The organism is Azotobacter vinelandii CA, assembly GCF_000380335.1.
In the GTDB taxonomy this organism is placed as follows: domain Bacteria; phylum Pseudomonadota; class Gammaproteobacteria; order Pseudomonadales; family Pseudomonadaceae; genus Azotobacter; species Azotobacter vinelandii.
In genome coordinates, this window is the sequence record NC_021149.1 from 615,583 (window position 1) to 627,619 (window position 12,037).

Consider the following 12,037-nt stretch of genomic DNA (forward strand, 5'->3'; position numbering starts at 1 on the left):
CCATGCAACTGAACGATCTGCGTTCCGCGCCGGGAGCCCGGCGCGAGAAGCTGCGTCCGGGTCGCGGCATCGGCAGCGGTCTCGGCAAGACCGGTGGCCGTGGCCACAAGGGGCAGACCTCCCGCTCCGGTGGCAAGATCGCGCCTGGGTTCGAAGGCGGTCAGCAGCCTCTGCATCGCCGCCTGCCGAAATTCGGCTTCACTTCTCTGAAGGCCTTGGATCGTGCGGAAATTCGCACTTCCGAGTTGGCCAAGGTGGAAGGGGATGTCGTCACTCTGCAGGCGCTGAAGGATGCCAACCTGGTCAATCAGGGTGTCCGTCGCGTGAAGGTCATGCTGTCTGGCGATGTGGGCCGGGCCGTTACTCTGAAGGGAATCGCCGTCACCAAGGGTGCGCGTGCGGCCATCGAAGCAGCTGGCGGTAAAATCGAGGACTAAATGGCTAAGCAAGGTGCTCTCTCTGCACTCAGCAATGGCGGGCTGTCCGAGCTCTGGGCTCGGCTGCGGTTCCTGTTCTTGGCGATCATCGTCTATCGCATAGGCGCGCACATCCCGGTACCAGGAATCAATCCCGACAGGCTGGCGGAACTGTTCCAACAGAACGAGGGAACCATTCTTAGCCTCTTCAATATGTTTTCCGGTGGTGCGCTGGAGCGGATGAGCATCTTCGCGCTGGGGATCATGCCGTATATTTCGGCATCGATCATCATGCAACTGATGACCGTGGTCAGTCCCCAGTTGGAGCAGTTGAAGAAGGAAGGCGAGGCCGGTCGTCGCAAGATCAGCCAGTACACCCGTTACGGGACGCTCGTTCTGGCGATCGTTCAGGCTTTCGGCATGTCCGTCGGTCTGGCCAGCCAGGGCGTCGCCTTCGCCGCCGATTTCGGCTTCTACTTCGTGGCTGTGAGCACCTTCGTGGCTGGTGCGATGTTCATGATGTGGCTGGGCGAGCAGATTACCGAGCGGGGCGTCGGCAACGGAATCTCGATGCTGATCTTTGCCGGGATCGTGGCCGGCTTGCCGGCGGCGATCGGCCAGTCCTTCGAGTCTGCCCGTCAAGGTGATATCAACATCATTGCCTTGCTGGCCGTTGCGCTCCTGGCCGTGGCGATCATCGGTTTCGTGGTTTTCGTCGAGCGTGGTCAGCGTCGTATCGCGGTCCACTATGCCAAGCGTCAGCAAGGCCGGAAGGTTTTCGCTGCGCAGACCAGCCACCTGCCGCTCAAGGTGAATATGGCAGGTGTGATTCCGGCCATTTTCGCCAGCAGCATTCTGCTGTTCCCCGCTTCTCTGGGCTCCTGGTTTGGCCAGTCGGAGGGCATGGGGTGGCTGCAGGACATAGCCCAGGCCATCGCGCCCGGACAGCCGTTGAACATCATTCTGTTCAGTGCAGGGATCATTTTCTTCTGCTTCTTCTACACTGCGTTGATGTTCAATCCGAAGGATGTGGCGGAAAACCTGAAGAAATCGGGTGCCTTCATTCCTGGCATCAGGCCGGGTGAGCAGTCGGCACGCTATATCGATGGTGTGCTGACCCGCTTGACCATTTTTGGTGCTCTCTACATGACGGCGGTCTGCCTGCTTCCGCAGTTCTTGGTGGTGGCAGCCAATGTGCCGTTCTATCTTGGCGGGACTTCGTTGCTGATCGTGGTGGTGGTTGTGATGGACTTCATGTCGCAAGTGCAATCGCATCTCGTTTCGCACCAATACGAATCCCTGATGAAGAAAAGCAACCTGAAGGGCTATGGCGGCGGCATGCTCCGCTGATCTGTCCATAAGGTTCGAGGAGTTGGTGATGAAAGTTCGTGCATCGGTGAAAAAGCTGTGCCGCAACTGCAAGATCATTCGCCGCGACGGCGTCGTGCGCGTGATCTGCAGTACGGAGCCGCGTCACAAGCAGCGCCAAGGCTGAGTGTGATTCCCGCGTGATGAGCCCGGCAGCTAGTGTGCTGCCGGGTTGATTCTTTTTTATTACAGCGCTAGTATCCTGCGCCCTATTTCTTGGCTTCCAGGGCGTGGGTAGCTGTCAATTGGAGTTCCACTGAATGGCCCGTATCGCAGGCGTCAACATTCCGGATAACAAGCATACTGTTATCTCGCTGACCTACATCTATGGTGTCGGTCGTACCACTGCACAGGCTATCTGTGCCGCTACCGGTGTCAATCCGGCAGCAAAGATCAAGGATCTCTCGGACGAGCAGATCGAGCAGCTGCGTGGCGAAGTGGCCAAGCTCACCACTGAAGGTGATCTGCGCCGTGAAGTCAACATGAAAATCAAGCGTCTGATGGACCTGGGCTGCTATCGCGGCCTGCGTCACCGCCGTGGCCTGCCGGTTCGCGGTCAGCGCACCAAGACCAACGCCCGTACCCGCAAGGGCCCGCGCAAGCCGATCCGCAAGTAATCGCATTCGCGAATCGACAGGAATCTAATCATGGCAAAACCTGCTGCTCGTCCTCGTAAGAAAGTCAAGAAGACCGTGGTGGATGGCATCGCCCATATCCATGCGTCCTTCAACAACACCATCGTGACCATCACCGACCGCCAGGGTAATGCCCTTTCCTGGGCCACCTCCGGTGGCTCCGGCTTCCGTGGCTCGCGCAAGAGTACTCCGTTCGCCGCCCAGGTGGCTGCCGAGCGTGCCGGTCAAGCCGCTTTGGAATATGGACTGAAGAACCTCGACGTGAACGTCAAGGGACCTGGCCCGGGTCGCGAGTCCGCTGTCCGTGCCCTCAATGCCTGCGGTTACAAGATTGCCAGCATCACCGATGTGACCCCGATCCCGCACAATGGCTGCCGTCCGCCGAAGAAGCGTCGCGTGTAATAGGAGACAGTGAAGAATGGCACGTTACATTGGTCCCAAATGCAAACTGTCCCGCCGCGAAGGCACTGACCTGTTCCTGAAGAGCGGCTCCCGTGCGCTCGAGTCCAAGTGCAACGTCGAGTCGGCTCCGGGCATCCATGGTCAGCGCCGCGGTCGCCTGTCCGAGTACGGCACCCAACTGCGTGAGAAGCAGAAGGTTCGTCGCATCTATGGCGTGCTGGAGCGCCAGTTCAGCGGTTACTACAAGGAGGCCAGCCGTCGCAAGGGCTCCACTGGCGAGAACCTGCTGCAACTGCTGGAGTGCCGTCTGGACAACGTCGTCTATCGCATGGGCTTCGGCGCTACCCGTGCCGAGTCCCGTCAGTTGATTTCGCACAAGGCCATTACCGTCAATGGCCAGACCGTGAACATCCCTTCCTATCAGGTCAAGGTTGGCGATGTCGTCGCTATCCGCGAAAAGGCCAAGAACCAGCTGCGTATCGCTCAGGCTCTCGAACTTTGCGCGCAGCGTGGCCGCGTCGAGTGGGTTGAAGTGGATACCGAGAAGAAGTCTGGCGTGTTCAAGAGCGTGCCGGCTCGCAGTGACCTGTCTGCCGACATCAACGAAAACCTGATTGTCGAGCTCTACTCCAAGTAAGGGCTAGAAAATAGGTATATCCATGCAGAGTTCGGTAAATGAGTTCCTGACCCCCCGTCACATCGACGTGCAGGCGGTCAGCCCGACCCGTGCCAAGATCACGCTCGAGCCGCTCGAGCGCGGTTTTGGTCATACCCTGGGCAACGCCCTGCGTCGCATCCTGCTGTCTTCCATGCCCGGCTGTGCGGTAGTCGAGGCCGAGATCGACGGCGTGCTTCATGAGTACAGCGCCATCGAAGGAGTGCAGGAAGATGTCATCGAGATCCTGCTCAACCTGAAGGGCCTGGCCATCAAGCTGCATGGTCGCGACGAGGTCACGCTGAGCCTGAGCAAGAAGGGCTCCGGTGCGGTAACCGCTGCCGATATTCAGCTGGATCATGATGTCGAAATCGTCAATGGCGGTCATGTAATCGCCAACCTGGCGGACAACGGCGCACTGAACATGAAGCTCAAGGTGGCGCGTGGTCGTGGTTACGAGCCCGCCGATGCCCGTCAGAGTGATGAGGACGAAAGTCGCAGCATCGGTCGTCTTCAGCTCGACGCTTCCTTCAGTCCAGTCCGCCGTGTCGCTTACGTGGTGGAAAACGCCCGCGTCGAGCAACGTACGAACCTGGATAAGCTGGTCATCGATCTGGAAACCAACGGTACCCTGGATCCCGAAGAGGCCATCCGCCGTGCCGCGACTATTCTGCAGCAGCAATTGGCCGCGTTCGTCGACCTCAAGGGAGATACCGCGCCAGTGGTGGTCGAGCAGGAAGACGAGATCGATCCGATCCTCCTGCGTCCGGTCGACGACCTGGAACTGACCGTACGCTCGGCCAACTGCCTGAAGGCGGAGAACATCTACTACATCGGTGACCTGATCCAGCGCACCGAGGTGGAGTTGCTGAAGACTCCGAACCTGGGCAAGAAGTCCCTGACCGAAATCAAGGACGTTCTGGCTTCCCGTGGTCTGTCCCTCGGCATGCGCCTCGATAATTGGCCGCCTGCAAGTCTGAAGAAGGACGACAAGGCCACGGCCTGAACGTCATTACCACCGAACGAACAAGTTTGGTAAGGAATTGAATCATGCGTCATCGTAAAAGTGGCCGTCACCTGAGCCGCACCAGCGCACACCGCAAGGCCATGTTTCAGAACATGGCGGTGTCGTTGTTCGAGCACGAACTGATCAAAACCACCCTGCCCAAGGCCAAGGAGCTGCGTCGCGTCGCCGAGCCGCTGATCACCCTGGCCAAGGAAGACAGCGTCGCCAACCGCCGCCTGGCCTTCGACCGTACTCGTTCGAAAGCTGCCGTGGGCAAGTTGTTCAACGATTTGGGCAAGCGTTACGCCAACCGTCCGGGCGGCTACCTGCGCATCCTCAAGTGCGGTTTCCGCGCTGGCGACAATGCGCCCATGGCGTACGTCGAGCTGGTCGATCGCCCTGTTGACGGCGAAGCGCTGGTGGGCGCCGCCGAATAAGGCGCTTGCCACATGGAGAGATAGGCCTTGTGTTCGCTCTCCAATGGGCTGTTTCATCTTGCACCCTGCGAGGCTTGTCTTCGCAGGGTGTTTTCGTTGTGCGCCAGGCATGGCGTGACTGGCGCAGTTCGAGTTCGGTTCGCAGTGGCAATGATCCGATGACTTGGCGGTGAAAGTCTTCTACACGCCCGGCATTCGGTGCTTCGAGAGGATGGCGGAGGTGACCCCGCCTCTTGCTCGATCCTCTTCCGGTTCAGGCGCGATCGCGCTCCAGCAGGGGCGCGAGGAAGCGTCCGGTGTGCGATTGCGGCATCTGCGCGACCTGCTCGGGCGTGCCGACGGCGATGATCCGGCCGCCCCGCGAGCCGCCTTCGGGGCCCAGGTCGACGATCCAGTCGGCGGTCTTGATCACATCCAGGTTGTGCTCGATCACCACCACGGTGTTGCCGTGGTCGCGCAGTCGATGCAGTACGTCCAGGAGTTGCTGGATATCGGCGAAGTGCAGGCCCGTGGTGGGCTCGTCGAGGATGTACAGGGTCTTGCCGGTATCCCGTTTCGACAGTTCGCGGCTCAGCTTGACCCGCTGCGCCTCGCCGCCGGACAGGGTCGTGGCGCTCTGGCCCAGGCGAATGTAGGAGAGGCCGACGTCGATGAGCGTCTGCAGCTTGCGCGCTATCGCCGGTACGGCATCGAAGAAGTCGCGGGCTTCCTCGATGGTCATCTCCAGCACTTCGTGGATGTTCTTGCCCTTGTACTTCACCTCGAGCGTTTCGCGGTTGTAGCGCTTGCCCCTGCAGACGTCGCAGGGAACGTAGATGTCCGGCAGAAAATGCATCTCCACCTTGATCACGCCGTCGCCCTGGCAAGCCTCGCAGCGACCGCCCTTGACGTTGAAGGAAAAGCGCCCGGGGTTGTAGCCGCGCGAGCGTGACTCCGGCACACCGGCGAACAGTTCGCGGATGGGGGTGAACAGTCCGGTGTAGGTCGCCGGGTTCGAGCGTGGCGTTCTGCCAATCGGGCTCTGGTCGATGTCGACCACCTTGTCCAGGTGCTGCAAGCCGTCGAAGCTGTCGTGGGGGGCGGTTTCCAGACCACTGCTGCCGTTCAGCGCCATGGCGGTGAGAGGAAACAGGGTGTTGTTGATCAGGGTCGACTTGCCCGACCCGGACACTCCGGTGATGCAGGTGAACAGGCCCACCGGGATCTCCAGGTCGACATTCTGCAGGTTGTTGCCGCGGGCCCCCTTGAGCTTGAGGAGCCGTTTGACATCGCGCGGGGTGCGTGCGGCCGGAACTTCGATCTTCAGGCGGCCGGAGAGGTATTTGCCGGTCAACGAGTCGGGATGGGCCATCACCTCGGCCGGTGCACCCTCGGCGACGATTTGCCCACCGTGCACGCCGGCGCCCGGGCCGATGTCGACCAGATAGTCGGCCAGGCGGATGGCATCCTCGTCGTGCTCCACCACGATCACTGTGTTGCCCAGGTTGCGCAGGTGGGTGAGGGTAGCCAGCAGGCGCTCGTTATCGCGCTGGTGCAGACCGATGGAAGGCTCGTCGAGGATGTACATCACCCCGACCAGGCCGGCGCCGATCTGGCTGGCCAGGCGGATGCGCTGCGCCTCGCCGCCGGAAAGGGTATCGGCGCTGCGATCCAGAGTCAGGTAGTCGAGGCCGACGTTGACCAGAAACTGCAAGCGCTCGCGGATCTCCTTGAGGATCTTCCCGGCGATCTCGCCGCGTCGACCGCTCAGCGACAAGCCGGCGAAATAGCCACAGGCTTCACCCACCGGCAGGGCGGTGACCGCCGGCAGGGTCTTTTCGCCGACCCAGACGTGCCGCGCCTCGCGGCGCAGGCGGGTGCCGCGGCAGTCGGGGCAGGGCTGGCTGCTGAGCAGCTTGGCCAGTTCCTCGCGCACGCTGGCGGATTCGGTTTCGCGGTAGCGGCGTTCCAGGTTGGAAATGATGCCCTCGAACGGATGGGCCCGGACCACGATGTCGCCGCGGTCGTTGAGATAGCGGAACTCGATGCTCTCGCGGCCGCTGCCGTGCAACAGGGCCTTCTGCACGCTGGCCGGCAGGTTCTCGAACGGCTCTTCGAGGCTGAAGCCGTAGTGTGCGGCCAGCGAACCGAGCATCTGGAAATAGTAGACGTTGCGCCTGTCCCAGCCGCGGATCGCGCCCTCGGCGAGAGACAGCTTGCCGTTGACCAGCCGGCGCGGGTCGAAGTACTGCTTGACGCCAAGGCCGTCGCAGGAGGGGCAGGCGCCGGCCGGGTTATTGAAGGAGAACAGCTTGGGCTCCAGCTCGCCGATCGAGTGTCCGCAGTGGGGGCAGGCGAAGCGTGCGGAGAAGATCAACTCGTCGCCCGTCTCGCCCTCCATCGGTACCACCAGGGCGATGCCGTCGGCCAGCTTCAGCGCGGTCTCGAAGGACTCGGCCAGGCGCTGCTGCAAGTCGTCGCGTACCTTGAAGCGATCCACCACCACGTCGATGCTGTGCTTCTTCTGCTTGTCCAGCTTGGGCAGCTCGTCCAGTTCGAAAAGCCTGCCGTCGACTCGTGCGCGGACGAACCCCTGGGCACGCAACTCCTCGAAGATCGAGAGGTGTTCGCCCTTGCGCTCGCGGACCACCGGGGCCAATAGCATCAGCTTGCTGCTTTCCGGCAGCGCGAGCACCTGGTCGACCATCTGGCTGACGGTCTGCGCTTCCAGCGGCACGTCGTGTTCCGGGCAGCGTGGGGTGCCGACACGCGCGTAGAGCAGGCGCAGGTAGTCGTAGATCTCGGTAATGGTGCCGACGGTGGAGCGCGGGTTGTGCGAAGTCGATTTCTGCTCGATGGAAATCGCCGGCGAAAGACCCTCGATGGCGTCGACATCGGGCTTTTCCATCATCGACAGGAATTGCCGGGCGTAGGCCGAGAGGGACTCCACGTAGCGGCGCTGGCCTTCGGCATAGAGGGTGTCGAAGGCCAGCGAGGATTTGCCGGAACCGGACAGGCCGGTGATAACGATCAGTTTGTCGCGCGGCAGGGTCAGGTCGATGTTCTTCAGGTTGTGGGTGCGCGCCCCACGGATCAGGATCTTGTCCAAAGCGGTCTCGCATGGCGGGCGGAAATCCGCGAGTATACGGCGCGTTGCGGGAGGGCGGAAACGTCTGGCCGGCTGGCGTGGGCTGGCCGGACGGCGGCTGGTAGAATCGCGCATTTTCACGAGGACTGGAGCATGCACGATCGCGAGCGCATGAGTGGCGGCGAAATTCGGGCGGGCGGTGGACTGGCGCTGGTCTTCGCCTTCCGCATGCTGGGCATGTTCATGGTGCTGCCGGTGCTTTCCACCTATGGGATGGATCTGGCGGGCGCCACCCCGGCCCTGATCGGCCTGGCGATCGGCGCCTACGGCCTGACCCAGGCGGTGTTGCAGATCCCCTTCGGCATTCTTTCCGATCGCATCGGCCGGCGTCCGGTGATCTATGCCGGCCTGCTGATCTTCGCCGCCGGGGCGGTGCTGGCGGCCAATGCCGATTCCATCTGGGGTGTCATCGCCGGCCGCGTGCTGCAGGGCGCGGGGGCAATCTCTGCGGCGGTGATGGCGCTGCTTTCCGACCTGACCCGCGAGCAGCATCGCACCAAGGCCATGGCCATGATCGGCATGAGCATCGGCCTATCGTTCGCCGCGGCCATGGTGATCGGCCCGCTGCTGACCCGCGCCTTCGGTCTGTCCGGGTTGTTCTGGGCGACCGCCGGAATGGCCCTGTTCGGTATCCTGATCATCGCCGCGCTGGTGCCGGCGGCGCCGCGCGTCCTGCAGCACCGTGAGTCCGCCGTGGCGCGTCAGGCATTGGGCGCCACGTTGCGCCATCCCGATCTGCTGCGCCTGGATTTCGGTATCGGCGTCCTGCATGCGATCCTGATGGCAACCTTCGTAGCCCTGCCGCTGGCCTTGGTGGAACGGGGCGGTCTGCCCCGCGAGGAGCACTGGTGGGTCTATCTGGTCGCCCTGTTCGTGGGCTTCTTCGGCATGGTTCCCTTCATCTTCTACGCTGAAAAGAAGCGCCGGATGAAGCAGGTGTTCTGCGCGGCGGTGGCGGTCCTGCTGTTCTGCGAGCTGTATTTCTGGCTGCTTGGCGGCGGTCTGACGGCGCTGGTGCTGGGGGCCGTGCTCTTCTTCACGGCGTTCAACCTGCTGGAGGCGTCCCTGCCGTCGCTGGTCAGCAAGGTCGCTCCGGCCGGGGGCAAGGGCACGGCGATGGGGGTGTACTCCACCAGCCAGTTCCTCGGCGCGGCACTGGGCGGCATCTTCGGCGGCTGGCTGTACCAGCAGGGCGGGCTGGGTACGGTGTTCGTCGGTTGTGCGCTGCTCTGCGCTCTGTGGCTGGCGATAGCTGTTACCATGCGCGAACCTCCCTACGTGACCAGCCTGCGCCTGTCGCTATCGCCTGCGGCTCTGCGCGACGAGGCTCTACGCGAGCGTCTGCTGGCCGTGCCCGGAGTGGCGGATGCCGAAGTGGTGGCCGAGGAGGCCGCCCTCTATATCAAAGTGGATACCCAAAAACTGGACCGCACGTCTCTCGAGCGCCTGATCGACCCGGCGCCGGTACGTGCCGAAGCCTAGGAGAACGTTATGGCCCGTGGGGTTAACAAAGTCATTCTGATCGGCAACGTCGGCGGCGATCCGGAAACCCGGTACCTGCCCAACGGCAACGCGGTCACCAACATCACCCTGGCCACCACCGACAGTTGGAAGGACAAGCAGACCGGCCAGCAGCAGGAGCGTACCGAATGGCATCGCGTGGTGTTCTTCGGCCGGCTCGCCGAGATCGCCGGCGAGTACCTGCGCAAGGGCTCGCAGTGCTACGTCGAGGGCCGCCTGCAGACCCGCAAGTGGCAGGGGCAGGATGGCCAGGATCGCTATACCACAGAGATCGTCGTCGACATGAACGGCACCTTGCAACTGCTCGGCGGCCGCGCCGGCAACCCCGACGACGCACCGCGCGCGCCGCGTCCCCCGCGCGAGCCGCAGCAGCAGGCCCAGGCTCCGCAGTCGCGCCCCGCTCCCGCTCCGCAGCAGGACCGGCAGCCGCCAGCGCCGGACTACGACAGCTTCGACGACGACATTCCGTTCTGACCGGCCGTCCCGCCCGTCGCCCAGGGCGGGCTCGTTCCCTGGCGCCTGCGGATGAACCGTGGCGCCTGGTTCTATCCGAAACGCTCGGCATAGAGCGCCGAGAGCCACTCGACGAAGACCCTGACCCGTGGCGACAATTGCCGGTGATAGGGATAGAGTGCCGAGACCGGCAAGCCTGGACTGGGCCATTCCGTCAGTACCTCTTCCAGCCTGCCGCTGCGCAGATGCTCCTCCACCCGGAAGCGTGGCACCTGGATCAAGCCGCAGCCGCTCAGCGCGCAGGTGCTGTAGCACTCCGCGTCGTTGACCGAGATCCAGCCGCCCACCTCGAACTTCGTCATCTCGCCGTCGATCAGGAAGCTGAATGGGTAGCGGATGTCGTGATTGCTGGAGAAGAAGCCCACCGCCTGGTGGGCTGCCAGCTCTTCGGGATGCCTTGGGCGGCCGTGGCGATCCAGGTAGTCCGGGCTGGCGCAGACCACTTCCGGCATCAGCGCCAGGCGTCGCGCCACCAGTGAGGAGTCGCGCGGCTGGCCGGCACGAACCACGCAGTCGATGCCTTCGCCCACCAGATCCACCAGACGGTCTCCGCTGCTGATGACCAGCTCGATCTGCGGATAGCGACGGTGGAATTCCTGGATGCGCGGCAGGATGATCAGGTTGGCGTGGGCGCCGTGCAGGTCGAGGCGCAGGGAACCTCGCGGGTTGGCCATGGCGGTGCTGAGGGCGGATTCGGCATCGTCCAGATCGCCGAGGATGCGTTTGCAGCGCTCGTAGAAAACCTGCCCGTCCGGTGTCGGACGGACCTGGCGAGTAGTGCGCTCCAGCAGCCGGGCGCCGAGCCGCTCCTCCAGCATCTTGATGGCGTGGGTGGCCGTGGCGCGAGGGATGTCCAGGGCGCCGGCCGCCCGGGTGAAGCTGCCCAGCTCGACGATCCGGGTGAAGAGCTGCAACGCATCGAATCTGTCCATGGCTCATCCGATTGTTGGGATGAATTGAATAATCCTGGCAATTCTCGCACATTTATCCAAGCGGCCCCGCTTACCAGAATGCCTTCCCATAGGAGACGGTCTTTGCCGTCCCTCCACACGGGAGTGAAATCATGCAAACAGTCAACAAGGCGGCAATCGTCACCGGGGCTTCGCGCGGCATCGGCCGCGCCATTGCCAAGCGTCTGGCGCAGGACGGCTTCTCGGTGGCCGTCAATTACCTCGGCAATCAGGCTCTGGCCGAGTCTGTGGTAGCGGAAATCGTCGCCGCCGGCGGGCAGGCCATCGCCGTGCGCGGCGATGTGGCCGAGCCGGCCGACATGGCGCATCTGTTCGCCAGGGTCAGGGCGACCTACAAGCGCATCGACGTGCTGGTCAATAGTGCCGGAGTCATGTCCTGCCTGAAGATCGCCGACGGCGATATCGAGCCGTTCGACCGGATGCTGCGCACCAACCTGCGCGGTGCCTTCGTCGTGCTCGCCGAGGCGGCACGGCAGATGGACCAGGGTGGGCGGATCATCGCCCTGTCGACCAGTGCGATCGCCAAGTCCTTCCCCGGCTACGGTCCCTATATCGCCAGCAAGGCGGGGGTCGAGGGGCTGGTACATGTTCTGGCCAACGAATTGCGCGGGCGCGGAATCTGCGTCAATGCCGTGGCGCCGGGTCCGGTCGCCACCGAACTGTTCTTCGCCGGCAAGAGCGCGGGGCAGATCGAGCAGTTGGCGGGGCTGGCGCCGCTGGAACGCCTCGGCACGCCCGAGGATATCGCTTCGGTGGTGTCCTTCCTCGCCGGTCCCGACGGCGCCTGGATCAACGCCCAGATACTGCGCGCTAACGGCGGCTTCGCTTGAGCTCGTACAGTCGAGGAGACATGCGATGTCCCGTACCCTGGTTCCCGATCACCTCAAGGCTTCTTTGTCTGCTACTTCGTCTCGCATCTGCCGCCGTTGCCGAGCTGGGCCTGGCCATTGCCCGGGCGCGCGCTCCTGCTTGCTGGCCGGCCGGGT

At 63.1% G+C, this 12,037-nt stretch carries 13 protein-coding genes; 11 read left to right on the top strand and 2 right to left on the bottom strand.

The window, feature by feature from the left end; genetic code table 11:
- Positions 1–2: 2 nt before the first annotated feature.
- From rplO to rplQ, 8 genes are all read left to right on the top strand, one after another.
- The gene (rplO, locus tag AVCA_RS02980) at positions 3–437 is read left to right on the top strand and encodes a 50S ribosomal protein L15 (RefSeq protein WP_012699321.1); all 435 of its coding nucleotides are present in this window, start codon (positions 3–5) and stop codon (positions 435–437) included.
- Positions 438–1,766 carry a preprotein translocase subunit SecY gene (gene secY / locus AVCA_RS02985; RefSeq protein WP_041806896.1) on the top strand — a complete coding sequence of 443 codons (1,329 nt, stop codon included), beginning with the start codon at positions 438–440 and terminating at the stop codon, positions 1,764–1,766.
- A 28-nt stretch (positions 1,767–1,794) separates the two neighbouring features.
- A complete protein-coding gene (gene rpmJ, locus AVCA_RS02990) occupies positions 1,795–1,911 on the top strand; it encodes a 50S ribosomal protein L36 (RefSeq protein WP_012699323.1) in 117 nt (38 codons plus the stop codon).
- Between the two features lie 133 nt (positions 1,912–2,044).
- Positions 2,045–2,401 carry a 30S ribosomal protein S13 gene (gene rpsM, locus AVCA_RS02995; RefSeq protein WP_012699324.1) on the top strand — a complete coding sequence of 119 codons (357 nt, stop codon included), beginning with the start codon at positions 2,045–2,047 and terminating at the stop codon, positions 2,399–2,401.
- Between the two features lie 30 nt (positions 2,402–2,431).
- The gene (gene rpsK, locus AVCA_RS03000) at positions 2,432–2,821 is read left to right on the top strand and encodes a 30S ribosomal protein S11 (protein ID WP_003093689.1); all 390 of its coding nucleotides are present in this window, start codon (positions 2,432–2,434) and stop codon (positions 2,819–2,821) included.
- Between the two features lie 16 nt (positions 2,822–2,837).
- Positions 2,838–3,458, top strand: coding sequence for a 30S ribosomal protein S4 (gene rpsD, locus AVCA_RS03005; RefSeq protein WP_012699325.1), 621 nt, complete (start codon positions 2,838–2,840; stop codon positions 3,456–3,458).
- Between the two features lie 22 nt (positions 3,459–3,480).
- Positions 3,481–4,482, top strand: coding sequence for a DNA-directed RNA polymerase subunit alpha (locus AVCA_RS03010; protein WP_012699326.1), 1,002 nt, complete (start codon positions 3,481–3,483; stop codon positions 4,480–4,482).
- 44 nt (positions 4,483–4,526) lie between these two features.
- Positions 4,527–4,919: a 50S ribosomal protein L17 gene (gene rplQ / locus AVCA_RS03015; protein WP_012699327.1), complete on the top strand. Its 393-nt coding sequence runs from the start codon at positions 4,527–4,529 to the stop codon at positions 4,917–4,919.
- A gap of 253 nt (positions 4,920–5,172) precedes the next feature.
- On the opposite strand, the gene uvrA is transcribed toward rplQ, so the two are convergent.
- Positions 5,173–8,007 carry an excinuclease ABC subunit UvrA gene (gene uvrA, locus AVCA_RS03020; RefSeq protein WP_012699328.1) on the bottom strand — a complete coding sequence of 945 codons (2,835 nt, stop codon included), beginning with the start codon at positions 8,005–8,007 and terminating at the stop codon, positions 5,173–5,175.
- 132 nt (positions 8,008–8,139) lie between these two features.
- Here uvrA and AVCA_RS03025 point away from each other — a divergent pair, with 132 nt between their 5' ends.
- The gene (locus AVCA_RS03025; protein ID WP_012699329.1) at positions 8,140–9,528 is read left to right on the top strand and encodes an MFS transporter; all 1,389 of its coding nucleotides are present in this window, start codon (positions 8,140–8,142) and stop codon (positions 9,526–9,528) included.
- A gap of 9 nt (positions 9,529–9,537) precedes the next feature.
- A complete protein-coding gene (locus tag AVCA_RS03030; protein ID WP_012699330.1) occupies positions 9,538–10,041 on the top strand; it encodes a single-stranded DNA-binding protein in 504 nt (167 codons plus the stop codon).
- Between the two features lie 71 nt (positions 10,042–10,112).
- Here the strand turns inward: AVCA_RS03030 and AVCA_RS03035 are convergent, their stop codons facing one another.
- A complete protein-coding gene (locus AVCA_RS03035) occupies positions 10,113–11,012 on the bottom strand; it encodes a LysR family transcriptional regulator (RefSeq protein ID WP_012699331.1) in 900 nt (299 codons plus the stop codon).
- A gap of 131 nt (positions 11,013–11,143) precedes the next feature.
- Here AVCA_RS03035 and AVCA_RS03040 point away from each other — a divergent pair, with 131 nt between their 5' ends.
- The gene (locus tag AVCA_RS03040; RefSeq protein ID WP_012699332.1) at positions 11,144–11,881 is read left to right on the top strand and encodes an SDR family oxidoreductase; all 738 of its coding nucleotides are present in this window, start codon (positions 11,144–11,146) and stop codon (positions 11,879–11,881) included.
- Positions 11,882–12,037 lie beyond the last annotated feature (156 nt).